The sequence below is a fragment of the Pseudomonas mendocina genome (genome assembly GCF_900636545.1).
Taxonomy (GTDB): domain Bacteria; phylum Pseudomonadota; class Gammaproteobacteria; order Pseudomonadales; family Pseudomonadaceae; genus Aquipseudomonas; species Aquipseudomonas mendocina.
The window spans coordinates 5,088,025-5,114,269 of sequence record NZ_LR134290.1 but is presented as its reverse complement, the minus strand read 5'-3'; the positions used below and the strand labels follow the sequence as shown (position 1 = coordinate 5,114,269).

General features: G+C 63.2%; 19 protein-coding genes. 12 read left to right on the top strand and 7 right to left on the bottom strand.

Going from position 1 to position 26,245, the window contains the following annotated elements:
• The first annotated feature begins 37 nt into the window (after nt 1-37).
• The 6 genes from EL191_RS23995 (at nt 38) to EL191_RS23970 (ending at nt 7,885) form a co-directional block, all read left to right on the top strand.
• On the top strand, nt 38-991 hold the full coding sequence (locus EL191_RS23995; RefSeq protein ID WP_017363490.1) for a TAXI family TRAP transporter solute-binding subunit: 954 nt from the start codon (nt 38-40) through the stop codon (nt 989-991).
• A gap of 134 nt (nt 992-1,125) precedes the next feature.
• Nucleotides 1,126-3,153, top strand: coding sequence for a TRAP transporter permease (locus tag EL191_RS23990; RefSeq protein WP_041975489.1), 2,028 nt, complete (start codon nt 1,126-1,128; stop codon nt 3,151-3,153).
• Complete coding sequence (locus EL191_RS23985; RefSeq protein ID WP_041975486.1) at nt 3,150-3,557, top strand: DUF1850 domain-containing protein; 408 nt, start codon at nt 3,150-3,152, stop codon at nt 3,555-3,557. Before EL191_RS23990 ends, EL191_RS23985 begins: the two co-directional genes overlap by 4 nt.
• Nucleotides 3,558-3,806: 249 nt before the next feature.
• A complete protein-coding gene (locus EL191_RS23980; RefSeq protein ID WP_013717921.1) occupies nt 3,807-4,325 on the top strand; it encodes a DUF3617 domain-containing protein in 519 nt (172 codons plus the stop codon).
• Between the two features lie 162 nt (nt 4,326-4,487).
• Nucleotides 4,488-6,623: a TonB-dependent siderophore receptor gene (locus EL191_RS23975; RefSeq protein WP_041975484.1), complete on the top strand. Its 2,136-nt coding sequence runs from the start codon at nt 4,488-4,490 to the stop codon at nt 6,621-6,623.
• A 50-nt stretch (nt 6,624-6,673) separates the two neighbouring features.
• Nucleotides 6,674-7,885, top strand: a complete 1,212-nt coding sequence (locus EL191_RS23970; protein WP_041975482.1) for a PepSY-associated TM helix domain-containing protein — start codon at nt 6,674-6,676, stop codon at nt 7,883-7,885.
• On the opposite strand, the gene EL191_RS23965 is transcribed toward EL191_RS23970, so the two are convergent.
• Nucleotides 7,868-8,599, bottom strand: a complete 732-nt coding sequence (locus tag EL191_RS23965) for a substrate-binding periplasmic protein (RefSeq protein ID WP_041975479.1) — start codon at nt 8,597-8,599, stop codon at nt 7,868-7,870. The genes EL191_RS23970 and EL191_RS23965 overlap by 18 nt on opposite strands.
• Nucleotides 8,600-8,729: 130 nt before the next feature.
• Nucleotides 8,730-10,175, bottom strand: a complete 1,446-nt coding sequence (gene cls / locus EL191_RS23960) for a cardiolipin synthase (RefSeq protein ID WP_041975477.1) — start codon at nt 10,173-10,175, stop codon at nt 8,730-8,732.
• 476 nt (nt 10,176-10,651) lie between these two features.
• Between cls and EL191_RS23955 the strand changes: the two genes are divergently transcribed.
• Entirely contained in the window at nt 10,652-12,319 is a 1,668-nt protein-coding gene (locus tag EL191_RS23955; protein WP_013717916.1) for a BCCT family transporter, read from the top strand.
• Between the two features lie 192 nt (nt 12,320-12,511).
• Entirely contained in the window at nt 12,512-14,164 is a 1,653-nt protein-coding gene (locus EL191_RS23950; protein WP_017363483.1) for a BCCT family transporter, read from the top strand.
• Nucleotides 14,165-14,579: 415 nt separating this feature from the next.
• On the opposite strand, the gene EL191_RS23945 is transcribed toward EL191_RS23950, so the two are convergent.
• Nucleotides 14,580-15,968, bottom strand: a complete 1,389-nt coding sequence (locus tag EL191_RS23945) for an L-serine ammonia-lyase (RefSeq protein ID WP_013717914.1) — start codon at nt 15,966-15,968, stop codon at nt 14,580-14,582.
• A gap of 144 nt (nt 15,969-16,112) precedes the next feature.
• On the opposite strand from EL191_RS23945, the gene EL191_RS23940 reads away from it, so the two are divergent.
• Complete coding sequence (locus tag EL191_RS23940; protein WP_041975474.1) at nt 16,113-17,015, top strand: LysR family transcriptional regulator; 903 nt, start codon at nt 16,113-16,115, stop codon at nt 17,013-17,015.
• A 96-nt stretch (nt 17,016-17,111) separates the two neighbouring features.
• Here the strand turns inward: EL191_RS23940 and EL191_RS23935 are convergent, their stop codons facing one another.
• The 3 genes from EL191_RS23935 to EL191_RS23925 all read right to left on the bottom strand — a co-directional run bounded on the left by EL191_RS23935 (nt 17,112) and on the right by EL191_RS23925 (nt 20,669).
• Nucleotides 17,112-17,273, bottom strand: a complete 162-nt coding sequence (locus EL191_RS23935) for a DUF2986 domain-containing protein (protein ID WP_013717912.1) — start codon at nt 17,271-17,273, stop codon at nt 17,112-17,114.
• 772 nt (nt 17,274-18,045) lie between these two features.
• Nucleotides 18,046-18,753: a 3'-5' exonuclease gene (locus tag EL191_RS23930; protein WP_041975472.1), complete on the bottom strand. Its 708-nt coding sequence runs from the start codon at nt 18,751-18,753 to the stop codon at nt 18,046-18,048.
• Nucleotides 18,750-20,669: a DUF294 nucleotidyltransferase-like domain-containing protein gene (locus EL191_RS23925; RefSeq protein ID WP_041975470.1), complete on the bottom strand. Its 1,920-nt coding sequence runs from the start codon at nt 20,667-20,669 to the stop codon at nt 18,750-18,752. The genes EL191_RS23930 and EL191_RS23925 overlap by 4 nt, the downstream gene beginning before the upstream one ends.
• Nucleotides 20,670-20,783: 114 nt before the next feature.
• Between EL191_RS23925 and EL191_RS23920 the strand changes: the two genes are divergently transcribed.
• The 3 genes from EL191_RS23920 (at nt 20,784) to EL191_RS23910 (ending at nt 25,304) form a co-directional block, all read left to right on the top strand.
• Entirely contained in the window at nt 20,784-21,350 is a 567-nt protein-coding gene (locus tag EL191_RS23920; protein WP_041975467.1) for a LemA family protein, read from the top strand.
• Nucleotides 21,351-21,352: 2 nt separating this feature from the next.
• A complete protein-coding gene (locus tag EL191_RS23915; RefSeq protein ID WP_041975465.1) occupies nt 21,353-23,272 on the top strand; it encodes a DUF2207 domain-containing protein in 1,920 nt (639 codons plus the stop codon).
• A gap of 130 nt (nt 23,273-23,402) precedes the next feature.
• Nucleotides 23,403-25,304, top strand: coding sequence for a DUF2207 domain-containing protein (locus EL191_RS23910; RefSeq protein WP_041975464.1), 1,902 nt, complete (start codon nt 23,403-23,405; stop codon nt 25,302-25,304).
• A gap of 21 nt (nt 25,305-25,325) precedes the next feature.
• On the opposite strand, the gene folE2 is transcribed toward EL191_RS23910, so the two are convergent.
• A complete protein-coding gene (gene folE2, locus EL191_RS23905) occupies nt 25,326-26,216 on the bottom strand; it encodes a GTP cyclohydrolase FolE2 (RefSeq protein WP_041975462.1) in 891 nt (296 codons plus the stop codon).
• Nucleotides 26,217-26,245 lie beyond the last annotated feature (29 nt).

Genomic DNA, 26,245 nt, shown 5'->3' with positions numbered 1-26,245 from the left:
CTCTGCATAAAGCCATAACAACGACGGAGATACTTCCATGCGACTGACCAAGAAAATCAGCCTGTTCGCCGCTGCCGCGGCCATCACTGCCAGCACCGCAGTGCTCGCTGCCCCGACCTTCATCAACGTGCTCACCGGTGGCACCAGCGGTGTGTACTACCCGATCGGCGTGGCCCTTTCGCAGCTGTACAGCAACGGCATCGAAGGCTCCAAGACCTCGGTCCAGGCGACCAAGGCGTCGGTGGAAAACCTCAACCTGCTGCAGGCCGGTCGCGGTGAGCTGGCTTTCGCCCTGGGTGACTCGGTCGCCGATGCCTGGAATGGCGTCGAAGACGCCGGCTTCAAGGCGCCGCTGAAGAAAATCCGCGCCATCGCCGGTACCTACCCGAACTACATCCAGATCGTTGCCAACGCTGAATCTGGCATCAAGACCCTGGAAGACCTCAAGGGCAAGCGCATCTCCGTCGGCGCACCGAAGTCCGGCACCGAGCTCAACGCCCGCGCCATCTTCGAAGCCGCTGGCCTGACCTACAAGGACATGGGCAAGGTCGAGTTCCTGCCGTACGCCGAGTCGGTCGAGCTGATCAAGAACCGTCAGCTGGACGCCACTCTGCAGTCCTCGGGCCTGGGCATGGCAGCCATTCGTGACCTGGCTTCGACCATGAAGATCAGCTTCGTCGCCATCCCCGCCGACGTGACCGCGAAGATCGACAACGCCGCCTACGAGGCCGCCACCATCCCGGCCGGCACCTACGACGGTCAGGACGCCGACGTACCCACCGTCGCCATCACCAACATCCTGGTCACCCACGAAGGCGTTTCCGACGAAGTGGCCTACCAGATGACCAAGCTGATGTTCGACAACCTTGGCCGTCTGGGCACCGCCCACTCCGCGGCCAAGGACATCAAGCTGGAAACCGCTGCCAAGAACCTGCCGATCCCGCTGCACCCGGGTGCCGAGCGCTTCTACAAGGAAGCCGGCGCGCTGTAATGGCGGCTCGGACTGCGGCGATCCCGCCGCGGTCCGGTCTTCACAGAATCGCGAATAAAACCGGCGCCCGTAGGCGGTAGGTTTTGTTGGCGACTCTGTCACCGCAATCGAAGTAGTCATGAGGTTTGCACTCCATGAGTGAACAAGACAACGGCCTGGCTGCCAGCCCGTCCGACTGGCCGAAGGCGCTTTTTGCCGTCGCCCTGCTGTTTTCCATTTTCCAGATCGTCACCGCGGCCTTTCACCCGGTGTCGACCCAGGTGCTGCGTGCAGTGCACGTCGGCTTCCTGCTGCTGCTGGTGTTCATCAGCTTCCCCGGGCTCGGCAAGGGCCGCCCGTGGCAGCCGCTGGCTTGGCTGCTGGGCCTGGCCGGCATGGCCACGGCCATCTACCAGTGGTACTTCGAGGCTGACCTGATCCAGCGCTCCGGTGATATGACCACCAGCGACATGATTGTCGGCCTGACCCTCATCGTGCTGGTGTTCGAGGCCGCGCGCCGGGTGATGGGCATCGCCCTGCCGATCATCTGCGCCTGCTTCCTTGCCTATGGTTTGCTCGGCCAGTACCTGCCGGGTGACCTGATGCACCGTGGCTATGGCCTCGACCAGATCGTCAACCAGCTGTCGTTCGGCACCGAAGGCCTGTACGGCACCCCGACCTACGTGTCGGCCACTTACATCTTCCTGTTCATCCTGTTCGGCGCTTTCCTCGAGCAGGCCGGGATGATCAAGCTGTTCACCGACTTCGCCATGGGCCTGTTCGGCCACAAGGTCGGCGGCCCGGCCAAGGTATCGGTCGTGTCCTCGGCACTGATGGGCACCATCACCGGTTCCGGCGTGGCCAACGTGGTCACCACCGGCCAGTTCACCATCCCGCTGATGAAGCGCTTCGGTTACCGCCCGGCCTTCGCCGGTGGTGTCGAGGCGACATCGTCGATGGGCAGCCAGATCATGCCGCCGATCATGGGCGCCGTGGCCTTCATCATGGCCGAGACCATCAACGTACCCTTCTTCGAGGTGGCCAAGGCCGCGTTGATCCCGGCGCTGCTGTACTTCGGCTCGGTGTTCTGGATGGTCCACCTGGAGGCCAAGCGCGCCAACCTGAGCGGCCTGCCCAAGGATGAATGCCCGAACCCGTGGAAGGCCGTGCGCGAACGCTGGTTCCTGCTGATCCCGCTGTTCATCCTCATCTACCTGCTGTTCTCCGGCCGTACCCCACTGTTCTCCGGTACCGTCGGCTTGGCGCTGACCGCCATGGTCATCCTCGGCTCGGCGATCATCCTGCAGGTATCGTCCAAGGTCATGCGCTTCGCCTTCTGGATTGCCCTGGGCGTGCTCTGCGCCGGCTTCTTCCAGCTGGGCATCGGCGTGGTGTTCGGCGTCATCGCCGTACTGGTGGCAGTCTGCTGGTTCGTCAAGGGCGGTCGTGAAACCCTGACCCTGTGCCTGCACGCGCTGGTCGAAGGTGCGCGCCATGCCGTACCGGTCGGTATCGCCTGCGCCCTGGTCGGCGTGATCATTGGCGTGGTGTCGCTGACCGGGGTGGCGTCCACTTTCGCCGGCTACATCCTCGCCATCGGCCAGGACAACCTGTTCCTGTCGCTGGTGCTGACCATGCTCACCTGCCTGGTGCTGGGCATGGGCATTCCGACCATCCCCAACTACATCATCACCAGCTCGATCGCTGCCCCGGCGCTGCTTGAACTGGGCGTGCCGTTGATCGTCTCGCACATGTTCGTCTTCTACTTCGGCATCATGGCCGACCTCACGCCGCCGGTCGCGCTGGCCTGCTTCGCCGCAGCGCCGATCGCCAAGGAGCGTGGTCTGAAGATCAGTTTCTGGGCGGTGCGCATCGCTGTCGCCGGCTTCGTCGTGCCGTTCATGGCGGTCTACTCGCCAGCGCTGATGCTGCAGGGCGATAGCCTGCTGGCGACGCTTTACGTCGTGTTCAAGGCGATGCTGGCGATCGGCCTGCTCGGTGCGATCTTCACCGGTTACCTGCAGGCCAAACTGAGCTGGTGGGAGCGCCTGCTGGGCTTCGCCGCTGGTGCCAGCCTGATTCTCGCCACCCCGATCAGTGACGAAATCGGCTTCGCCCTCAGTGCCATCTTCATCGCTCAGCACTTCTGGCGCGCCCGTCGTGCCGAGGCGGCGACGGCGTGATCGGCCTGTGCCTGGGTTTGGCCGGTGCGGTGTGGGCAGAGTTGCCCACGCCGTCCTTCACCCTGGCGTGGACGCACACCATCGAGAAGATTCGCTGGGAAGAGGATTACCGCGTCACCGCCGAGGGCCTGGTTCTCGGCGAGGCGCGGGTCAAGGGTTCCGGCGCCGGCATGGAAATTCCCGACGGTGCCGAACTGCGCAATGGCAGCTGGCATTACCAGCGTCAGCTACCGCCTTTGCAACCCCTGCGAGTCGGGCGTACGCCCGAAGCCGGGGATTACCAACTGTGTATCGACCAGCGTTGTCGCCCGATGAGCGACTGGCTCGGCCCGCCAAAAGCGAGCCAGCCGGCGTTGGAACTCTGGAGTTGTGAGCTGAGCTCCCCCGCGGCTGACGCGGGCTAGGTTCGCCAGAGCGGACCCAGGCTCCCGGCGCCACAAGTGCCGGGTCAAAAGAAGGAAACCCCCATGCGGCGCAAGCCTGTGGGGGTTTTGTTCATCTGCGGCCAGCGGGGCTATGCGCGCTGCGAATCTTATACGCTTATCAACTGTCCAAATCGCCGCGGGGCGCGACTCCTACAGGAGCGGCGGCCCGATGCCCTGGTGCCCCGAGGCGCCCTCGGCTTGGCCTACTATCCGCTCAGGAGACCTGTCATGCGCATTCTTTATCGTACCGCTCTACCTCTTGCTCTCTGCCTGTCGCCCGTGGTGGCTAGCGCGGTAGAGCTGCAGCCCGGCGTCTGGGAGGTCAGCGCGCACAACATGCAAGTCGGCGGTCAGGCTATGCCGGGCATGGATCAGATCCTCGCGCAGCTGCAGAACCTGCCGCCGGAGCAGCGCCAGATGATGGAAGGCATGATGGCCGAGCGCGGTGTGAAACTCGGTGCTGGAGGGGTGCAAATCTGCCTGACCGAAGAGCAGATCAAATCACAGGACATTCCCCTGCAGGATCCCAACTCTGGTTGTAACCAGCAGATCACCGAGCGCAGCGGCAACCTGTGGAAATTTCGCTTCACTTGCCCGGATGCGCAGGGCGAAGGGGAGACCCGCTTCGTCAGCGACAAGGAATTTACCACCCAGGTCAAAGGCACATACAAAGGCCAGCCGAGCAGTATGGAGAGCCAAGCCCGGTGGGTGGGGGCGGATTGTGCTGCACTCAAAAGGAACGGATAACAGGTGTTTATGTAAATAATTCGCATTGACTAGAGCGCTCTTCTGCTGCGAGAATTTTGTCGCTAATTATTTGCATTTGCTTTCCGCAGATGCGTGCCAGTGAGGCAACCAGCTGCAAAGGGACTGTCAGCGGCTATCGACAGCGCATCAGGAGTACGTCCCTTGTTCAGCAGAAGAACCCACCTGGCCGTGGCGATTGCGGCCGCCTGCAGTTTCAACCATGCCGTGGCCAGCGAGCAGGAGCAGCTCGAGCTCGATGCCCAGACCGTGGTCGGCGATAGTGAGGCGGCCGAGGTCGACAGCTACAAATCCTCGCCCAGCAGCGCTGCCACCAAGCTCGACCTGACCCCGCGGCAGACGCCTCAGTCGATTTCGACCCTGAGCGGAGCCCAACTGCGCGACTTCAAGCTCACCAGCGTCAACGATGCGCTCAAGGCCGTGCCGGGCGTACAGGTGCAGGAAGTCGAGACCGATCGTACCTACTACACCGCTCGCGGCTTCGATATCACCAACTTCCAGTACGACGGCATCGCCGTACCCTTCGTCTACGGCAACGTCGAGGGTGATCTGGACACCGCCATGTACGAGCGTGTGGAGGTGATTCGTGGCGCCAACGGCCTGATGTCCGGTACCGGTAATCCCTCGGCGACGGTCAACTTCGTGCGCAAGCGACCCACGCTGGCACCGCAGGCGCGCGTCGACCTGACGGCCGGTTCCTGGGACAAGCGGCGTATCGATACCGACGTATCAGGTGCGCTCACCGATGCCGGCAACATCCGCGGCCGCGTGGTGTATGCCAACGAAAACAAGAACTCCTACCTCGACCGCTACTCGCGTGAGAAGAACGTATTCCATGGTGTGCTGGAGTTCGATCTGGATGACCGCACCCTCTTCACCCTTGGTCACACGCTGCAGACCAGCGACGCCAACTCGCCGATGTGGGGCGCGTTGCCGCTGGTCTATCAGGACGGCGGTAAAACCAATTATTCGCGCTCTACCAGCACCGCAACCGATTGGGCCTATTGGGACAACCAGGAAAACCGCACCTTTGCCGAGCTGGCGCACACCTTCGATAACGGCTGGCAGGCCAAGACAGTAGTCACCCGGGTCGAGAAGAAGAGCGATGGCTCGATGTTCTATGTCTACGGCACGCCGAACCGCCAGACGGGTGCGGGCCTGTATTCCTATCCGTCCGAATACAACGAAAAGAACAAACAGCTGATCGTCGATCTCCAGGCCAGTGGTCCTTTCAATCTGGGTGGTCGTCAGCACGAAGCGGCCTTGGGCGGCAGCTGGTCACGCTCCGAGCTTGAGGACCTGTCCTGGTATGACTCCAGCACCGGCACCATGCTGCCGCCGCTGGAGCAGTGGACCGGCAACTATCCGAAGCCCCTTAACGACAACGGCAGCAACGGCAGTGACTTCACCGACCGCATGAAGAGCGTCTACGGTGCTGCACGTTGGAGCCTGACCGATGATCTGAGCCTGATCACCGGCGCTCGCGTGGTCGACGTGAAGAGCGACGGCACCAACTACGGTCAAGCCAAGTCGTCGAAGAATAGCGGCAAGGTGGTGCCTTACGCGGGCATCGTTTACGACATCACCGATCAGTATTCGGTTTACGCCAGCTATACCGAGATTTTCACGCCACAGACCAAGAACGATGTGAGTGGCTCGCGTCTGGCTCCCCTGGAAGGCGTGAACTATGAAGCCGGTATCAAGGGTGAGCTGTTCGACGACAAGGTTAACGTTTCCCTGGCGGTATTCCGTACCGAACAGGACAACTTCGCCGAGCAGGCGGGCATGAATGGTTCGGTGGCTTACTACCGCGCCATCGAAGGCCTGACCAGCGAAGGCTATGAACTGGAGTTCTCTGGCGAGCCGGTGGACGGTCTACAGCTTAGCGCTGGGTACACCTTCGTCGACATCACCAATGCCGATGGCTCGCATGCCGTCACCTACTCACCCAAGCACATGATCAAGACCGCTGCTACCTACCGCATTCCGGGTATGGAAAAGCTCAAGGTCGGCGCTGCCGTGCGTTGGCAGGACGATATCAAGATCGCCGTACCGCTGACGGCCGATGACGGTTTCACTTCGATTGGCAGTGCCGACGCCAAGCAGAAGGCCTACGCCGTGGTCGATCTGATGGCCAGCTACGACATCGACCCGAACTGGAGCGTGTCGGCCAATCTCAACAACCTCACCGACGAGAAGTACCTGAACAGCCTGTACTGGTCCCAGGCCTACTACGGCGCTCCACGTAACGTCAGTGCCACCCTGACTTGGAAATACTGATAGCCCGGGCCGCCCGGAAGGGCGGCCCTGCTGGTCGACGAGAGAATTCGATGCGCCCGATTCTGGTACTGCTGCACCGTTGGTGCGGCCTGTTCATCGCCCTGTTCCTGTTCACCGCCGGCTTGACCGGCGCTGTCATTTCCTGGGATCACGAACTGGACGAATGGCTCAACCCGCACCTGTTCGATGCGCAAAGCGCAGGGCCGGCGCAGGACCCGCTGCAGCTGGTCGATGCCCTGGAGACGAGCGACCCACGTCTGCAGGTGAGCTTCATGCCGCTGGCGCTGGAGCCTGGCCATGCGCTGGGGATCTTCGTCGACCCGCGTATCGATCCGGCCACCGGCAAGGCCTTTGATCTGGGCTTCAATCAGCTCGGCATCGACCCGGTGAACGGCGATATCCAGGGGCAACGTGAGTGGGGGGCGATCTCCCTGAGCCGGGAGAACCTGCTGCCGTTCCTCTACAAACTGCACTACAGCCTGCATATCCCGGATGGCTTCGGCATCGAACTGGGCGTGCTGTTCTTCGGCATCGTCGCCATCGTCTGGTGCCTCGATTGCCTGGTCGCGCTGTGGCTGTCGTTCCCCAACCTGCGCAGCTGGCGCAAGTCGTTCGCCTTTCGCTGGCGCCAGGGCGGCTACAAGCTCAATTTCGACCTGCACCGCTCCGGTGGCGTATGGATCTGGTTGCTGCTGCTGATCCTCGCCGTCACCTCGGTATCGATGAACCTCGAACGCCAGGTGGTGCGCCCGCTGGTTGAGCTGTTCTCGCCGTTGACGCCAAGCCCCTTCGCCAGCCGCACGCCGGTCACGCTGGACCAGCAGATCGTGCCGCAGATCGACCGCCGCCAGGCCATCGCCATTGCCGATGCCGAAGCGCGCCGGCTGGGGTGGGACGCGCCCCCCGGTGGGCTGTTCCACTCGGCGGAGTTCGGCGTGTATGGCGTTGGCTTCTACGCGCCGGGCGAGGATCACGGCGATGCTGGGCTGGGCAATCCCTGGATCTACGTCGACAGCCGCAGTGGTGAGCTGGCCGGTGCGCATGTGCCTGGCACGGGTAGCGCCGGGGATATCTTCCTGCAGGCGCAATTCCCGCTGCACTCCGGGCGCATCATCGGCTTGCCGGGAAGGATTCTGGTGTCGTTGCTGGGGCTGGCCGTTGCGGGCCTGTCCGTGACCGGCGTGGTGATCTGGGCGAGGAAACGTCGTTCGCGCGTGCTCGCCGAACAGCGCCTGCGCGGCGGTTCACAGGCCGTGGCGTAAACGTATCGCGGCGACCTGATCGGCCCGCTCTTCGAGGAAGCGGTTGAACGCCTCGATCAGCTGCGGATGGCGGATGCTGGACAGGTAGTAGTGATCTTCAACATGCGGCAGCTCTGGGTCGAACACCAGGCTGTCCGCCGTCATGCGCATCTGCCGCAACTGGTAAGCGACTACCTTGGGGTTGAGGTAGACCGCGTCGACGCGGTCGCTGCTGGCCATGCGCAGCAGTGATTCGATCTGGTTGGCCTGGATCAGGCGGATACGCCCGGCGCGAATCTCCGGCAGATAAGGCCAGGGCGTGAAGCCGTTCTGCGTGCCGAGCAGCTCGATGCGCTGCAGGCCCTGACCCAGGTGCTGCGGCTTGACCAGAATACCGTCGACGTAGGGTGCCGCCGGATGGCTGTAGTGGACGGTATGGCCGTCTTTTTGATCGGCGTTCCACTGCGGATGATCGGGGAACTTGAGGTCGACCCGGCCAGAGAGAAAATCACTGAGCAGGCGCCTGACCGGCAGCGGCGTATAGACGAAGCGATAGCCGGACTCGGCGGCGAAGGCGTCCAGCAGGTCACGTGCATAGCCGCGGTATTCGCCGTCCTCCACGTCCGAGTAAGGCTGATAGGGCTGCAGTTCGACGCCGATGCGAATCTCCTCCTGCGCCACGGCGGGCAGAACGAACAGGCACAGGCTGAGCAGCAGGGTAGAGCGTCTATTCATGGCTGGCAGGGCTCGCGGACAGCTAACGGCAGCTGACACCCGTAACCATAGCCGGGCCTTGAAGCCCGTTCAAAGTTTCCCGCACTGGCGCCAGTGCAGGCGAAACCGGGCGCCACACCGTGGGGCGATATCAGAGAATCGGCGAGATCAGTCGCGCGACGCGCATGCCCAGTTGCTGCAGGCGATGCAGGTTGCGTCGGTCGGCATTGACCAGTTCGCGTGAGCGGCTGAAATCCTCTTCCAGCATGTTCGCCACCTGGGCGTTGAAGGTCTCGTCGAAGGTCAGCAGGCTGGCTTCGAAATTCAGGCGGAAGGAGCGGTTGTCCAGGTTGGCGCTGCCCAGCACGCAGGCGTCATGGTCGATCAGCAGGGCCTTCTGGTGAAGGAATCCCGGTTGGTAGCGGAAGATGCGCACGCCGGCGCGCAAGGCCTCGAATGCATACAGGCTGGAGGCTGCGTAGACGATGTGATGGTCTGGTCGCGCCGGCAGCAGCAGGCGCACATCCACGCCGCGCATCACCGCCAGGCGCAGGGCGGCGAACAGCGCTTCGTCGGGCACGAAGTAGGGACTGCTCAGCCACACCCGATCGCGCGCCGCGTGAATCGCCTCGACGAACAGCAGCGAGCAGGTTTCCTGCGGGTCCGCCGGGCCGCTGGCGATCACCTGGCAGAGTTGCCCGGGTTCGTCCTGCTTGCTCGGCATCAGCAGTGGCGGCAGCTTCTGGCAGGCCCAGTACCAGTCCTCGGCGAAGGCTTCCTGCAGGCTTGCCACCACCGGCCCGCGCACTTCGACATGGGTGTCGCGCCACGGTGCCAGCGGCGGCTTCTGCCCGAGGTATTCGATGCCGACGTTGAGCCCGCCGAGAAAGCCGATCTCGCCATCGACCACGACGATCTTGCGGTGATTGCGGAAATTTAGCTGGAAGCGATTGAACAACCCGGCGCGGGTGGGGAAGGCATGCACCTGCGCGCCGCCCCGGCGCAGGCTGTCGATATAGGAACGCGGCAACGCATGGCTGCCGACACCGTCATACAGCACATGGACCTGCACGCCAGCGCCAGCGCGCTCCAGCAGCACGTCGCGCAGGCGCTGGCCGAGGGCGTCGTCACGGATGATGAAGAATTGCAGCAGGATCGTCTGCTGGGCACTGGCCAGCGCACTGAAGATCGCTTCGAAAGTGGCCTCGCCGTCGATCAGCAGTTCGACGCGGTTGCCGGTCAGGCCGGGCAGGTGCGACAGACGCGGCAGTGCACGCAGGCGGTCATAGGCGGGAGACAGGTGCGCGGCCTTGGCCTCCTCGACCCAGGGGCGCCAGTCCTGTTTGGCCATGGCATGGCGCATTTCCTTGTCGGCCTGACGCCGTGCCTTGACATAGGCGTCGAAACGGCTGCGGCCGAACACCAGATACGGCAGCAGCGTCAGGTAGGGCATGAAGAACAGCGACAGGCCCCAGGCCAGCGCGCCTTGTGCCGTGCGCACGGTGAGCACGGCGTGTATCGCGGCCAGAACGCCGAGGGCGTGGATGGTGGCGATCAGGTAGGCGAACAGGTGGGGGATGCCGAAATCCGCAGGCATGCAGGGTCTTCCTTTGCACGGGCTGTGTGCAGCTGACCATGGGGGTTGCGCAGCGTTCGCCACCATCCTGCCACGGCCAACGGGCGAATGGCAGTGCCGGGCAAATTGCCAGCCCCTGGGGAATTATTCGGGCGCTTCACGTGTCTTGAAATCTGAGTGAGCGGATTTCATGTGTTACCCTCCCGACGCGGCCTATTTGCAGGCCGTCTTTAATTGGAGGAGGGCATCCGTCCTGTTCACGTTCGTCTAGCAGGTTGCTGAAAACGTAGGCGAGGCCGCCAGCGCTGGGCAAAGCACAGGCGAGAGCGCGGAGTCTGCGGGCTGTATATGAGCAGTACTGAAGCTGTTCTGAGGCGTATCAATCGCAAGCGGCTTTCGACCGGGCTGTCCAAGCCTGTGTTCAACGCGGCAATGGCAACGTAGATGGTTTTCAACGTCCTGTTAGCGAGTCAAACGCATCAAGGAGAACGCCAAGTATGGGAAACGTCCCTTCGCATGACACGACCCCGCCATCCGCAGCGGAAAACAACGAAGGCATCCCGGCCCCAACGGGCGCGGCCAATCTGATCGACACCGATTACGTCATCGGTCAGGACAACATCAAAGGGCAGTTCGTCTTCGCCCTCGACATTCACGGCAAGGTCTTCACCATCTCCGCGCTGGTCGCGGTGATTTTCGTGATCCTCGCCCTGGCTCTGCAGAACCAGATCGAACCGCTGTTCAGCGGCCTGCGCGACTGGCTCACGCACCACATGGCCTGGTTCTTCATCGGCGCCGCCAACATTTTCGTCCTGCTCTGCCTTGGCCTGATCGTCTCGCCGCTGGGCAAGGTGCGCATCGGCGGCAAGGAAGCTACGCCCGACTACACCTATCTGGGCTGGTTCTCCATGCTGTTCGCTGCCGGTATGGGCATCGGCCTGATGTTCTACGGCGTGTCCGAACCGATGTCGCACTACAGTGCGGCGATGGGCGGCATCACGGTCGGCGAAGACGGCGTGCGTACCGACTGGGCGCCGCTCGGCGGTGCGGCCGGTAATGCCGAAGAGGCCGTGCGCCTGGGCATGGCCGCGACCATTTTCCACTGGGGCCTGCACCCCTGGGCGATCTACGCCATCGTCGCGCTGGCGCTGGCGCTGTTCTCCTTCAACAAGGGCCTGCCGCTGTCGATCCGCTCGATCTTCTACCCGATCCTCGGTGAGCGCGTGTGGGGCTGGCCGGGCCACGTGGTCGACATCCTCGCGGTGTTCGCCACATTGTTCGGCCTGGTCACTTCGCTGGGGCTGGGCGCCGAACAGGCGGCAGCAGGGCTCGAGTACCTGTTCGCCATTCCGGCCTCGGACACCACCAAGGTGTTGCTGATCGTCGCCATCACCCTGATCGCCCTGGCTTCGGTAGTCGCCGGCCTCGACAAGGGGGTCAAGCGCCTGTCCGAGATCAACATGGGCCTGGCTCTGATCCTGTTGTTGTTCATCATAATCGCCGGGCCGACGCTGGTGATCTTCACCGACTTCTTCAAGAACCTCGGCGCCTACCTGCAATATCTGCCGGCACTGGCCAACCCGATCGGCCGTGAAGATGCCAATTTCAGCCAGGGCTGGACCGCGTTCTACTGGGCCTGGTGGATCAGCTGGTCGCCGTTCGTGGGCATGTTCATCGCCCGCGTCAGCCGTGGCCGCAGCGTGCGTGAGTTTCTCGTCGCCGTGCTGCTGGTGCCGTCGCTGGTATCGGTGCTGTGGATGACCGCTTTCGGCGGCACCGCCATCAACCAGTTGCTGGTCGATGGTTTCACCGGTGCGCAGGATGCCGGCCTGGAGCTGAAGTTGTTCAGCATGCTCGGTGAAATGCCACTGACCGCCATCACTTCGTTCATCGGCATCGTGCTGGTGGTGGTGTTCTTCATCACCTCGTCGGACTCGGGCTCCCTGGTGATCGACACCATCACCGCTGGCGGCAAGGTCAATGCGCCGGTACCGCAACGTGTGTTCTGGGCCAGCATCGAAGGCGTGATCGCCATTGCCCTGTTGCTCGGCGGTGGCCTGGTTGCGTTGCAGGCGATGGCCGTATCCACCGGCCTGCCGTTCACCATCGTGTTGCTGGTCGGCTGCATTTCCATCGTCAAGGGGCTGATGAGCGAGCCGCGTTGACGCACACCGTTCGTCGCTGACAAGAGCGCGCCCATGGGCGCGCTTTTTCATTCCAGGGGCGCGGTCGTTAATGGGAAAGCCTGCGGCGTTTGCGCAGCGCAGGCCAGATTTTCCTTCTGATAGCGTCAGCTCCGCGTAATAGCAGCGGCGGTCGCTGCATTGCTCGCGAATAAAAAAAGAAGGAGCAGCCCCTTGAGCCAAGGCCCCGTATCACGCAAGAACGACTCATCTGTAGACGGTATTCCCGCCCCCAGCGGCGCAGTTAATCTCATCGACACCGACTATGTGGTTGGCCAGGACAACATCCGTGGCCGTTATCTGGTCAATCTCGATATCCACGGCGTGGTATTTCTCGTATCAGCCATTACATCACTGATTTTCGTCACCCTGGCCATGGTCATGCACGACCAGTTGGAGCCGCTGTTCACCGCAGTGCGCGACTGGTTGACGGTCAATCTGGCCTGGTTCTTCCTCGGCTCGGCCAACATCTTCGTGCTGTTGTGCCTGGGACTGATTGTCTCGCCGTTGGGCAAGGTGCGGCTTGGCGGTACCCTGGCTCGCCCCGACTATTCCTATTTCTCCTGGTTCGCCATGCTGTTCGCGGCGGGGATGGGCATCGGCCTGATGTTCTACGGCGTCGCCGAACCGATGTCGCACTATAGCACTGCACTGGGCGGTACGGCCGTGGATGCCAACGGCGTGCGTACCGACTGGGCTCCGTTGGGCGGGGCTGCCGGCAATTCCGCCGAGGCGGCGCGCCTGAGCATGGCTGCAACTATCTTCCACTGGGGCCTGCACCCCTGGGCGATCTATGCCATCGTGGCGTTGGCGCTGGGCCTGTTCGCCTTCAACAAGGGCCTGCCGCTGTCGTTCCGCTCGATCTTCTTCCCGCTGCTCGGTGAGCGCGTATGGGGCTGGCCGGGCCATATCATCGACATCCTGGCCGTATTCGCCACCCTGTTCGGTCTGGTGACCTCCCTCGGCCTGGGCGCCGAGCAGGCCACCGCTGGCCTGCATGTACTGTTTGGCTTGTCAGCTGACACTACAACCAAGGTCCTGCTGATCACTATCATCACGCTGATTGCGTTGGTCTCAGTTGTGACGGGTGTCGACAAAGGGGTGAAGATTCTTTCCGAAGTCACCATCGGCCTGGCGCTTCTGTTGATGGTGTTCGTGCTGCTTGTCGGCCCGACGGGGCTGCTTCTGAGCGGTGTGCTGGATAACCTGGGCGCCTACCTGCAGTACTTGCCGGCCCTGTCCAACCCGGTCGGCCGTGAAGACGCCAACTTCAGCCAGGGCTGGACCGCGTTCTACTGGGCCTGGTGGATCAGTTGGTCGCCGTTCGTGGGCATGTTCATTGCTCGCGTCAGCCGCGGCCGTACCGTGCGTGAATTCCTCACTGCTGTGCTGCTGGTTCCGTCGCTGGTCTCGGTGATCTGGATGAGCACCTTCGGCGGTACTGCGTTGCATCAGGCCCTGGGTGGCCTGACCGAGCTGAGCCAGGCTGCGCTGGAGCTGAAGATGTTCGTCATGCTCGATCAGCTGCCGATCAGCGCCATCAGTTCCTTCGCGGGTATCGTTTTGGTCGTGCTGTTTTTCGTAACCTCCTCTGACTCCGGTTCGCTGGTGATCGATACCATCACTGCAGGTGGCAAGATCAACTCGCCGGTTTCGCAACGGGTATTCTGGGCTCTGCTTGAAGGTGCCCTGGCAGTCGCTCTGTTGCTCGGTGGCGGCCTGGTTGCCCTGCAAGCCATGGCGGTCTCCACGGGCCTGCCATTCACCGTGGTGCTGCTGTTTGCCTGCGTTGCGGTGATCAAGGGTCTGCGCAGCGAACCGCGTTAAGCGCGCCGCCATAGGCGGCCTTGGAACGACAACGACGCCCCTATCGCACGATAGGGGCGTCGTCGTTTGTGAGCCTTGAAACGCGTCTGTACGAGGCCATGGTCAGTGCAGCCTGTTGATCATGGCGGTGGGCGATCAGCCGTCAGGAGCGCTGATCGAGGGGTAGGCTTGCAGCCGGACGATGCGTGACCCGTAGCGAACCATCAATACCCAGCGCATGTAACACAAGTCATAGCCATGCCTTGCTGCGTCAGGGTGCTGCGCACCGGCTTGGCTCGCGCTCGGGCGTTCGCCCCTGGGGTGTGCTCAAGCTGAGCGATTTGAAGTATGCGTCAACGCCAGAGGGCGATATCAACCTTCGCTGGAAACAAAAAAGCCCCGGATAAACCGGGGCGTTTGCGTCACTACGCGGGGATCAACACTCGATGATATTGACCGCCAGGCCACCGCGTGCGGTTTCCTTGTACTTGGTCAGCATGTCGGCACCGGTCTCGCGCATGGTCTTGATCACCTTGTCCAGGCTCACGTAGTGCGCGCCGTCGCCGTACAGCGCCATGCGTGCGGCGTTGATGGCCTTCACCGAGGCGATGGCGTTGCGCTCGATGCAGGGAATCTGCACCAGGCCGCCGACCGGGTCGCAGGTCAGGCCCAGGTGGTGTTCCATGCCGATCTCGGCGGCGTTCTCGACCTGCTCCGGGGTGCCGCCCAGTACCGCGCACAGCGCGCCGGCAGCCATCGAACAGGCCACGCCCACTTCACCCTGGCAACCCACCTCGGCGCCACTGATCGAGGCGTTTTCCTTGTACAGGATGCCGATGGCACCGGCGGTGAGCAGGAAGTCGATGATGCCGCGCTCGTTGGCGCCGGAGATGGCATTGGCGTAGTAGTGCAGCACCGCCGGGACGATGCCGGCAGCGCCGTTGGTCGGTGCGGTGACCACGCGGCCGCCTGCAGCGTTCTCCTCGTTCACTGCCAGGGCCCAGAGGTTGACCCAGTCGAGCATGCGCAGCGGGTCTTCGATGTAGCTGCGCTGGAAGCCGCCCAGCTTGCGCGCCAGGATCGCGGCGCGGCGGCGCACCTTGAAGCCACCGGCGAGGATGCCCTCGGTACGGCAGCCGCGATCCACGCAGGCCTGCATCACCTTCCAGATGTTCAGCAGACCGGCGTCGGTTTCTTCGTCAGTGCGCCAGTGGCGCTCGTTGCGGCGCATCACCTCGGCGATGCCGATACCGTGCTCGCGGGTCAGCTTGAGCAGGTCGGCACCGCTGCGAAAGGGCAGCGGCAGCGAGGTGGCGTCCGGGGCGATGATTTTCTGCTTGCTGCCATCGGCCAGCACCGCCTCGCTGACCACGAAGCCGCCGCCGACCGAGTAGTAGGTGGCCTCGTGCAACTGGATGCCGGCGGCATCGAAGGCGGCGAAGCGCAGGCCGTTGGCGTGCAGCGGCAGCGCCTTGCGGAACATCTTCAGGTCGGCTTTCTCGTCGAAGGGAACGGCATGTTTGCCGGCCAGGACGATGCGCTTGTCGCGACGGATGGTTTCGATGTACTCGGGAACCTGATCGACGTTGACGGTATCCGGCTCATGGCCGCTTAGACCGAGCAGCACCGCCTTGTCACTGCCATGACCCTTGCCGGTGGCGCCCAGCGAGCCGTACAGCTCGGCGACCACGCGGGCCACCTTGGGCATATGGTCGTGGTTTTCCAGGGCGTGGGTGAACAGCGCGGCGGCGCGCATCGGGCCGACGGTGTGGGAGCTGGACGGGCCGATACCAACTTTGAACAGGTCGAAAACGCTGATAGCCATGGCGAGGTTCTTCTTGTCGATTGAATGGACACGCGCCCGGTTACGCGCGTGTGGATGCCCCTATCTAAGAACGGCCATATCATTATGTATACTGATTTATTTTTAACGTATTCGTTAGCGTCACTTAACTATTGAGATCGCGCCATGGACATCACTCGCCTGCGAACCCTGCGCGAACTGGCCCGCTGCCGCACCATGGCGGCGGCTGCCGAGTCGCTGCACCTGACGCCCTCGGCCGTGTCGCAGCAGGTCGCCCAGCTCGAACGTGAAGTCGACGTGGCGTTGATCGAGCGACGTGGGCGCGGCGTGGTGCTGACCCCGGCTGGCGAGCGGCTGGTGGCGCATGCCGAGCGTATCCTCACGGTACTCGACGAAGCGCGTTCGGAGCTGGCGCTGCTGCGTGGCGAAATCGCGGGTGAGCTACGGGTGGCGGCCTTCCCCTCGATCGCCGTGGCGGTGATAGCGGAAACCGTTCGGGCGCTGCGCAGCGCCTATCCGCGGCTGAACGTGGTGGTGCTGGATCTGGAACCGCAGGAAAGCCTCAGTGCCCTCGGTTCCTGGCAGATCGACGTAGCGGTTATCGACGACCTGGCTGTGACCCCGGACGAGAACCGCGAGCACTACGCCCTGATTCCTCTGACCCAGGACCTGCTGCACGTGCTGCTGCCCATCGACCATGCCCTCGCCAGGCGCGACAGCCTGACCGTCGCCGACTTGCGCGATGAAGCTTGGGCGCTGGATTCCAGCGGCAGCTCGTTTGGCGAGTTCATCACCAATCTGTGCCGACGCTCCGGCTATGCACCGCGTATCAACGCCCACTGCGCCGGTTTCGAAATGGTCGCGGCGATGGTCGCTTCGGGCAACTCCATCTCCATCGTTTCCGGCCTGCGCCTGGTGCGCCCGCTGCCCGGCGTTATCTCCGTGCCGTTGCTGCCGGATATCCAGCGCGGCGTGTTCCTCGCCTACCGCAAGGGCGAGCGCGATCATCCGGCGGTAAACGTCTTCCTCGACGAGGCGATTTATACCGCCGACAGGGTGCTGGGTTAGCGCCATCCTGCTCTGTGGGAGCGGCTTTAGCCGCGATGCTCTTGGCGTTTCGATGCTGCCCACGCACATCGTGGGCATCATCCGTCTATCCGACATTTATTCAGCGGACGTGACGGGTTCTGAAGTAGCTTCAGCCTCCAGCTTCGCCCTGTCAGCCTTGCTAACGTACTTGGGTTTGTTGCTTTTGGGCGCGAGCTTGGCATTGGCTTTCTTGGCGTGGGCTTCGAGCAGTTGCTTGATCTTTTTGCGGCGATTCATGGATGTATGCCTGCGTTGTCCTACGTCGATGATATCCACGCGCAGGCCGTAGGATGGGTAGAGCAAGGCTACTTGCTGAGCCCTGTCGGAGTGGCTGGGCGGCATTTCGCTTCTGTCGCGAGGCATTTTGCGGGGTTAGCCGCACCTCGCCAACCGCGCTGTGGTGGATAAGCTTCGCGTTATCCACCCCACACGGTTTTTTGCTGCTACTGGCTGAACTGCTACTCCGCTGCACAAAACGAAGCTGTCCTGCCGTGCATGATGCCGGTAGCCAGCCATACGCCTGGCCCGCAGCCATGGAAACTGCTGAATGCCACCCCTCGCGACTCATTTGTGGTGGGTTTGCCGTCGGCGAAATTGACCCGGCTGTAGCTTTTGCAAACGGGCAGCATCAAAGGCAGCGGGACTATTGCCCACAGCACGGCGCCACACCATTGGTATTCGGACTCCAGCGTTAAAGCGCCATTTACCGGGTGCTCGCTCTGGCTCCAGAAATGCTGGGTGCCATCGATGCGGTAGCCATCCGTCGCGGGTTTCGTGTGGCTTGTGGGCGTGTGTGTCTGGAGACCGACACAGCCACTGAGGCTGAGTAGCGCTACGAGAGCGGGGATGAAGCTCCTGAAATGGGTTCTGTGCTGTTCTGATCTGCTAAGCATGGTCTGTTCCAGAGTCCTTTCCTGAATAGTCTATTTCGTCCTCTCCCCCAGGCTGGAGAGGAAAGCAAAAGCCAAAAGCTTCGCGGAGAAATCCGCTCCTACAGGGGGCCGGCAGGTCAGCTCCAGACCGCTCCCACTGGCGTATGCGCCGGGTAATGCGTCGCTGCCTGTGCCTGCAGCAGTTCACCACAGGCCAGGGCATCGGTCAGCGCGTGGTGCGCGGAGTAGGGCGGCAGGCCGTAGCGCTGGCGGCTGTCGGCCAGCCGGATGGACAGGGGATGGCGGCCGCGCAGACGATCCCACCAGCTGATACTGCGTTTGGGATGCAGGCGCGCTTCCAGCTCCATGGTGTCGATGATCGGGAACATCAGCCCTTCACCCAGGTGCAGGCGCAGAGCCTGGTCGAGGAAATTGCGTTCGATCTTGCGGTAGTGCGCCACTACCACCTTGCCGGCCAGCGCTTCGAGCAGTTCGTCCAGCACGCTGGCCAGGCGCGGGGCGTGGCGGATGTCGGAGTGGGTGATGTGGTGAAAGGTGACCGACTCGGCGCTCAGTTCGCTGGTGGGTTTCACGACCCAGTAACGGGCCTCGGCGCAGCGGATGCGTTGCAGGTCCATCGGTACCAGGCCGAGGCTGACGATGGCGTGCTGATGCGGATCGAGGCCGGTGGTTTCCACGTCCAGGGCGACCAGCGGCGCATCCGCCAATGGCGTGTCGGCGGTGATGCAGCCGGCTCGGTAGTAAGTGCGCAGGCGTTCGTCCTGACTGCTGATCGCACGCTCTGCGAAAAGTTGCGGCCAATCCTGATGCTGATAGTGACTCATTGTGGGCGAGACAGGGGCTGGGCAGGGTAGCGGAAGCGCAGGAATTTCTGGGCATTGCTCACTACCTGGAAGGCTTCCTTGAGGTGGTGGCGTTCGCTGGAGCTGAATTTCTCCGGCTCGACGTAATTGTCGGGTGGGTTGCCGGCCTCGACCTCGCGAGCCTGGTGACGGATGCGCACCAGGCTGAGGAACTCGAAGGCGTAGCGCAGATGATCCAGGGCTTCCTTGGGCAACAGCTTGGTGGCGGCGATGGCGTCGAGGCGTTCCAGCGAGTTCTGTGCCTTGGAGCCGCACGCCAGGGCATGCACGCGGATCAGGTCGGTCAGCGGCGCCGTGCCGCGACCCTTGAGGTTGATGATGTTCTTCTGGCGGCCGTCGGTTTCCATCACGAAGGTGCGGAAGAAGCCCAGCGGCGGCGTGCGATTGAGCGCGTTGCGCGCCAGCGCGGCAAGGAAGGCGGGGGTGGCGCTGGCCTTTTCCGCCAGCATCTCCTTGAGGTTTTCCACCAGCGCGGTCTTGCCGTATACGCCATCGAGGTCGAAGAAGATGCTGCTGTTGAGCAGGGTCTCCGGGTTGGGTTGTTCGATCCACTGGCTGAAGTAGCCACGCCAGACTTTCAGCGGCTGACGCCATTTGCTGTTGCTGGCCATGATGCCGCCCTTGCAGTAGGCATAGCCGCAGGCGGACAGGCCATTGCTGACGAACTGCGCCAGCTCGTAGAAGTAGGCGTCATGCTTCTCCGGGTCGAAGCTGTCGTCGAGCACCAGGGCGTTGTCCTGGTCAGTCAGCAGCAATTGTTCATCGCGCGCCATCGAACCGGCGATCATGAAGCAGTAAGGCACCGGTGGTGGCCCGAGTTTCTCTTCGGCGAGCACCAGCAGGCGCCGGGTGAAGGCGCGACCGATGCTGCTCATGGCGCGACCGACCATGTGCGCGCTGGCATCGTCGGCAACCATGCGCACGAAGGTGGCGTGCAGGTCCGGCAGCAGGCTCTTGAGGCCTTCCACCGAGTTCTTGTTGAAGATGCTGTTGACCAGATAGAGGCTGCTGCGCGACTCGTAGCGAATGACGTCTGCCAGCGAGATCATGCCCACCGGACGACGGCGCTGCAGCACGGGCAGGTGGTGGATGTTGTTGCGCAGCATGCACAGCATGGCCTCGAACACCGACTCGTCGGCCTGCACGGTGACCGGGCCAGGCGTCATCACCTGGCTGACCGGGGTGTCGCCCGGCAGCCCTTCGGCCAACACGCGGGTGCGCAGGTCGCGGTCGGTGAGGATGCCGGCCATGACTTGATTCTGCTGGTCGGCCACCTGCACCTGCGCGGGGTTGGGCCAGCGCCTGGCAGGGTTGACGATGATCACCGAGGACACGCTCTGCTCGCTCATCACCTTGGCCACCTGCTGCACGGGCATGTCCAGCGGCACACTGACCGGCGAGCGACCGATGAGTTTGCGCACCTTGATCTTCATCAGCTCACTGGCTTTGCCATGGCTGTCTTCCAGGGCGGATTTGAGCCGTGACTGGCCTTCGGCCTCGACGAAATCGGCGAAGCTGTCGAACTGGTCGCAGAGTTGTTGAAACAGGGGGCCGGGGATGAAGTAGATCAGGCTATCTTCCAGTGCCCGGGCGCCCAGGCGTACCTTGTTGCCACGCAACAGGCCGGCCTGGCCGAAGATGTCGCCTTCGGTCAGGCGGTTGTGCAGTTCGCCCCCGCGGCGATGGATTTCCACGGCGCCACTGCGCACATAGTGCAGTTCGTGAATCGGCGCGCCGGCGGCCAGAATCTCGCTGCCGGCCTTGAAATAGCCGACTTGCACCTGGCGGGCGATCTCGTCGAGCGTTTGTTCCGGCAGGTTGTCGAAGGGGGCGAAGCGATTCAGGTGATCGCGGATCTCGATCAGCTCGATCTGCATGGGGGACCTCGCTGGCAGGCTGGCATTAGAGGATACGAGCATAACGATGCGATGTCCTCCCGGGGTGTCGCTATGAGGACAATGGCTGTCACAACAGACCAACAAGGAGAAGGTATGCAGCATTCGGGTTTATGGTGGAGCGTGGGCATCCTGCTCGTGCTCGGTGGTGTGACGGTCTTCTACTACAACCGCCTGGTGTTCAATCGTCACCGTGTGGCCGAAGCCGCCAGCGGTATCGACGTGCAACTCAAGCGCCGCTCCAGTCTGATTCCGGCGCTGGTGGAATGCGTGCGGCAGTACATGAACTACGAGCAGAGCACGCTGGAGGCGCTGGTGCAGGAGCGCATGCGCGCAGTGCAACTGGCCGATTCGCCGCTGGGCCAGCGCGCCCCGGTTGAGGCGCAACTGGGCAGCCAGCTGCGCCAGCTCTTCGCCCTGGTCGAGGCCTATCCCGAACTCAAGGCTGACCAACAGTTTCTTGAGTTGCAGGGCAACATCAGCGAGGTCGAGAACCACATCCAGATGGCCCGGCGTTACTACAACGGCGCGGTGCGTGAATTGAACGTGCTGGTGGAGTCGGTGCCGAGCAACCTGGTCGCCCGCCTGTTTTCCTTTACCCCGGCCGAGTACTTCACGCTGGATGACCCGCGTGACGGCCAATCGCCGAAGATGGAGTTCTGAGCATGCAGGGATGGTTGCGTGGCCTGTTGCTGATTGTCTGCCTGTTGCCCGGACTGGTGTCGGCGCAGGAGGTCATCGAGGATTTTGCCGTGAGTCTGCAGGTCGAGGCGGATGGCAACCTGCTGGTGACCGAGCGCATCACCGTGCGCGCCGAAGGCCGCGACATTCGTCGTGGCATCTACCGCGATCTGCCGGTCAGCTATGCGCTGCCGATGGGGCTGGAGCAAAGCAGTCCGATCACCTTGCTGGGCGTGACCCGCGATGGCGATGAAGAGGCCGTGCACAGCGAGCGCAACGGCGCCTGGGTGCGCTTCTACCTGGGGTCGGCAGACACGCTGCTCGACCCAGGCCGCTATCGCTACGAGCTGCGCTATCGGGTTGGGCGCGCGCTGCTGCATCACACCGACACCGACGAGCTGTACTGGAACGTCACCGGCAACGGCTGGATTTTCCCCATTCGCCAGGCGTCGGTTGATGTGCGCCTGCCGGCGGGCGCGCATATTGGCCAACTGGCCGCTTATACCGGCGCCCAGGGCGATCAGGGCCAGGACTTCCAGATCGTCGAACGCGGCGATGATCATCTGCGTCTGGCCACCACTGCGGAGCTTCCCGCCCACCACGGGCTGACGATAGCCGTCGATTGGCAGGCCGGGCTGGTGCCGCGGCCAAGCGCCGTGGATAGCGCCAAACGTGCGCTACTGGACAACCTCGGCGTGGGCATCGGCGCGCTGCTGCTGATCGGCCTGCTGCTGTTCTACCTGAGCGCCTGGAATCGCGTTGGCCGCGATCCACAGAAGGGCGTGATCATCCCGCTGTTCGAGGGCCCGCAGGGTATGAGCGCGGTGCAGGCCGGCTACCTCTGGCATCGTGGGCTGCGTGGTGCCTTTCCGGCAGCCCGGGCATTTGGCGTGTGGCTGACCGACATGGCCATCCACAAACACCTGCAGATCGCAGACAGGCCCCGCAGTGGCTTCATCCTGTCACGCGCTGCTGTGCGAGACGACCTGAATGAGCAGGATCGCGAGTTGAGCGACCGCTTGTTCAGGGCCGGCAAGCAGGATGCTTCGATCGCTATCGGCAAGAAATACGAACCCCGCCTCGCCGATACGCTGAGCACGCTGGAAAACCAGTTGCAGCTGCAGGGCAAGGCCTGGTTCAGCAACAACCGTGGCATCTGGGCCTTGGGCTTGCTGTGGGCCCTGCTCGGGAGCGCGGTGATGCTGGTGATGGGCAGCCATGGGGATGATTTCGCTACCGGTATGGCGGGCTTGGTGTTCGGCCTGGGCTTCGGCGTGCCGACGCTGATCATGTTCAACCTGGCGCGGCGGCAGCCGAGCTCGGGCAAGAAGATTCCCTTGTTCTTCGCCGCGCTGATGTTCGCCTGGCCGGTTCCGGTAGGATTGCTGATGATCGCCGAGGCAGCTTCCCTGCCAGCGCTGCTACTGATCGTGCTGTATGCCGCGTTGGTGGTGATTTTCTATTACCTGATGCCGGCGCCGACCCTGGAAGGACGACGTTTGCTCGATGCGCTGGAAGGCTATCGCAACTACCTGCAACTGGCAGAGCAGGACGCCCTGGCGCTGGCGGCTGATGCCCCGGCGATGAGCATCGCCCTGTACGAACGCCACTTGCCCTTCGCCATGGCACTGGGTGTGGAAGACAAATGGAGTGCGCGCTTCAGTGACGCCCTGGCCAGTGGCCTGATCGATCCTGCGCAGCGCGACTATCAGCCGGCCTGGTACCACAGTCGCAGCAGCTACAGCTCGCCACAGGCGCTCAGCAGCGCCCTGGCCGCGGGCCTGAGCAGCGCCACGGCACTGGCTTCGTCACCGCCGGCGAGCAGTTCGTCGAGTGGCGGCGGATCATCCGGTGGCGGTTCCTCCGGCGGTGGCGGCGGAGGAGGAGGCGGCGGCGGTTGGTAGAGGTCGTGGCGGCGATGTGCGTGATTCGCTTTTGCTCGCGGGAAGACTTCGGGTAGGGTGCCGCTTCGATTCACGCGTGATGCCCGCGCCGGTGGCCGCGAGCGCAGGTAAGCGCATCAAGGAGAGTGTCATGTCAGGAAGACTGCGAGTCCTGCTGTTGCTGTGTTGTTTCTGCGTCTTCGGCGTGCAGGCCGAGGAGGTCATTCAGGCCTATGACGTGCGCCTGCAGGTCGAGCCCAATGGCGAGGTGCTGGTGAGCGAGCGGATCGCGGTCGTCGCCGAGGGCAAGGCCATCGTCCGCGGTATCTTCCGTGATATCCCTACGCGCTATGGCCTGGGCAAGGGCCTGTTGCGCAATACGCCGCTGACGCTGATTTCGGCCACGCGTGACGGTCATCCGGAAAACGTCGCGCAGCAGGCACTGGATCACGGCATTCGCCTGCGCCTGGGCAGCGCAGACACGCAACTCGAGCCCGGCCCCTATCTCTACGAGCTGACCTACCGCATGGATGCGCAACTGCTGCATCACGCCCGCGTCGATGAGCTCTATTGGAATGTCACCGGCAATGACTGGTTGCTGCCGATTCGCGCGGCCAGTGTCGAGGTCGTGCTGCCCAAGGGCGCGCAGATCGAGGCGGTGCATGGCTATACCGGCCATAGCGGTTCGCAGGCTGGTGATTACGAGGTGCTCGAACAGGCAGACAATCGCCTGCGCATGGCGACCAATCGTCCATTGCATGCGCATGAGGGCTTTACCGTCGCCGTTGCCTGGCAGGCTGGCCTGGTGACGCGGCCGGCTTGGTGGGAGCGTTTGCTGAGGTTGCTGAGCGATAACCTGCGCCACAGTCTGCTGATGGGGACATTTGCCGTATTGCTAGGCTATTACGCCAGGCAGTGGTGGGCGAGAGGCCGGGGGCCGGCCAGGGGAGTGGTCATCCCGCTGTTCGAGTTGTCGCGTGGCATCAGCCCGGTGATGGCGGGTTACGTCTGGCGCCGCGGCCTTGGTGGTGACAGCAAGGGCGTGCGTGCCCTGAGCATCATGGTCACCGACCTGGCCATCCGTGGCTGGTTGAGCCTGCAGCGTCACGCCGAGGGCTTACAGTTGACGCGCACCGAGTCGGCAACCGATGACCTGCGTGAAGATGAACGGCAAGTGCTCAATGCGCTGATTCCGCAAGAGGGCGGCTCACTGGTCCTGGGGGGAGGTTACGAGCCGCGGCTGGCCAGGGCGCTAGGCGGCTTGCGCAAGAGCTTGGCTGTTATCGAGCAGAACAACTTCAACAACCATACCGGCCAGTGGCTGTGCGGAGCCTTCCTGGCGCTGAGCGCCGGTATCGCCTTGCTGCTGACGTCTACCAGCGATGCCAAGGCAGCACAGGATGCGTTGTGGCTCGTGCTGATAGCAGTGGTGCTGGCAGCGGCAATGCTTCAATTCATGAGCAGCTCGATAGGTGCCGCAGGCGTGATCATGTTGTTCGTGTTGGGCACTCTGGGTATTGCCGCCGGCCTCGCGGGCGGCGGCGTGGTCCTGCAATGCGTGGCACTGTTCGCCATCGTCGCAGTCGCACGCAAGTTCCTGCGTGCACCAACCACTGCCGGGCGGCGCCTGCTCGATGAGCTGGAAGGTTATCGGGATTATCTGAGCCTGGGCGAGAAGGATGTGCTGGATCGGGCTGGCCAGGCGCCAGTGATGAGCATTGCGCTCTACGAGCGGCATCTGCCCTACGCCATGGCGCTGGGGGTCGAACAGCAGTGGACGAATCGCTTCACCAGCGAACTGCAGAAAGGCACCCTGGAGCCTGTGGCGGTGGATTATCGGCCGCAAGGCTTCACCAGCCTGATGACCTCGGGTGAGGCCCGAACCCTTGCCTGGAACCTGGATCGCGTGCTGATGAGCGCATCCGTACCACCGGAGGCGCCCCGGTCCTCCGATGATTTTTCCAGCTCTGGCAGCAGTTCCGGCTCGTCCGCTTCTCGCGGCGGCGGTTCCTCCGGCGGCGGTGCGGGTGGCGGTGGCGGCGGTGGCTGGTAGGCCGATACCGCTGCGCCTGCCTCAACTCCAGTTCCAGTAGCTCTCCGCTACCGCGTCGTGGGCGTGAAGGCTTTCCGCATGCACCACCTTGAGGCGGAAGGCGCTGGCCTGCGGTAGTTGGCGCAGGGCGCGGTGCAGGCGGCGTGCGGCGTCCTCGCAGAACATTAGGTTCTGTCCGTTGGCGAGGGCGAAGGCCTGTTCGTCTGCACGTTTCACCGCGGTCTGCACCGGCGTGCCGAGGGCCTGTTCGGCGCTGTCGATCAGCGCCAGCACGGGCAGCTCGGTGTAGTCGGGCGCCAGGCGCAGCTGCAGGGTCGCCGTGCTGCGCTGGCTGTGCGGCGTGGCGACGATGCCCTGGGTCGAGCCGAGCCAGTCGAGTACTTCCAGATAGTCCAGCGGTTCACGCGCGAAGGTCTCGGCGAAACGTTGCTGAATCAACTGCCGGGCTAGCGCCGCCGAGCAGGGGCAGGTGGACGAATAGCCGACCTCGACCTGCAGTTCCATGTTCACCCCACGACCATCCTGCCGGGCACGTAGTTCGAAGGGGTAGGCCTTCCAGCCTGTGAGTGGACTGACCAGCGCCGGGCGTTCGAGCGTCACCTGGCCACGCAGCGTCAGCGTGGCGCTGTCGGACAGTGCCTGGTGAGTGCTCAGGCAATCGTCCAGCACCTGCAGCACGGCAGGCACGTCCAGTTCCTGATGCACCAGGCGCTGGGCCGCCAGGTACAGGCGCGACATGTGAATGCCGCGTGCGCCGGCATCATCGAGGCTCACGCCGATATCGACGCTGGCGGTTACGGCCGCGCTGGCCAGGCGAATGGGCAGGGCGATACCGGCCATGCCGACCCAGTCCAGTGGCAGGTCGTGGTGAGTGGCTTGAGCGGCAATATCCGGCAGGAACTGGTCGTTCATCGCAAATCCGTGAGTTGCTTTCAAAATTA

What these genes read in the sequence shown, in the direction of transcription:
- EL191_RS23995 (WP_017363490.1), top strand. Translation starts at nt 38, where the DNA reads ATGCGACTGACCAAGAAAATCAGCCTGTTCGCCGCTGCCGCGGCCATC.
- EL191_RS23990 (WP_041975489.1), top strand. Translation starts at nt 1,126, where the DNA reads ATGAGTGAACAAGACAACGGCCTGGCTGCCAGCCCGTCCGACTGGCCG.
- EL191_RS23980 (WP_013717921.1), top strand. Translation starts at nt 3,807, where the DNA reads ATGCGCATTCTTTATCGTACCGCTCTACCTCTTGCTCTCTGCCTGTCG.
- EL191_RS23970 (WP_041975482.1), top strand. Translation starts at nt 6,674, where the DNA reads ATGCGCCCGATTCTGGTACTGCTGCACCGTTGGTGCGGCCTGTTCATC.
- EL191_RS23965 (WP_041975479.1), bottom strand. Translation starts at nt 8,599, where the DNA reads ATGAATAGACGCTCTACCCTGCTGCTCAGCCTGTGCCTGTTCGTTCTG.
- cls (WP_041975477.1), bottom strand. Translation starts at nt 10,175, where the DNA reads ATGCCTGCGGATTTCGGCATCCCCCACCTGTTCGCCTACCTGATCGCC.
- EL191_RS23955 (WP_013717916.1), top strand. Translation starts at nt 10,652, where the DNA reads ATGGGAAACGTCCCTTCGCATGACACGACCCCGCCATCCGCAGCGGAA.
- EL191_RS23945 (WP_013717914.1), bottom strand. Translation starts at nt 15,968, where the DNA reads ATGGCTATCAGCGTTTTCGACCTGTTCAAAGTTGGTATCGGCCCGTCC.
- EL191_RS23940 (WP_041975474.1), top strand. Translation starts at nt 16,113, where the DNA reads ATGGACATCACTCGCCTGCGAACCCTGCGCGAACTGGCCCGCTGCCGC.
- EL191_RS23935 (WP_013717912.1), bottom strand. Translation starts at nt 17,273, where the DNA reads ATGAATCGCCGCAAAAAGATCAAGCAACTGCTCGAAGCCCACGCCAAG.
- EL191_RS23930 (WP_041975472.1), bottom strand. Translation starts at nt 18,753, where the DNA reads ATGAGTCACTATCAGCATCAGGATTGGCCGCAACTTTTCGCAGAGCGT.
- EL191_RS23925 (WP_041975470.1), bottom strand. Translation starts at nt 20,669, where the DNA reads ATGCAGATCGAGCTGATCGAGATCCGCGATCACCTGAATCGCTTCGCC.
- EL191_RS23920 (WP_041975467.1), top strand. Translation starts at nt 20,784, where the DNA reads ATGCAGCATTCGGGTTTATGGTGGAGCGTGGGCATCCTGCTCGTGCTC.
- EL191_RS23915 (WP_041975465.1), top strand. Translation starts at nt 21,353, where the DNA reads ATGCAGGGATGGTTGCGTGGCCTGTTGCTGATTGTCTGCCTGTTGCCC.
- EL191_RS23910 (WP_041975464.1), top strand. Translation starts at nt 23,403, where the DNA reads ATGTCAGGAAGACTGCGAGTCCTGCTGTTGCTGTGTTGTTTCTGCGTC.
- folE2 (WP_041975462.1), bottom strand. Translation starts at nt 26,216, where the DNA reads ATGAACGACCAGTTCCTGCCGGATATTGCCGCTCAAGCCACTCACCAC.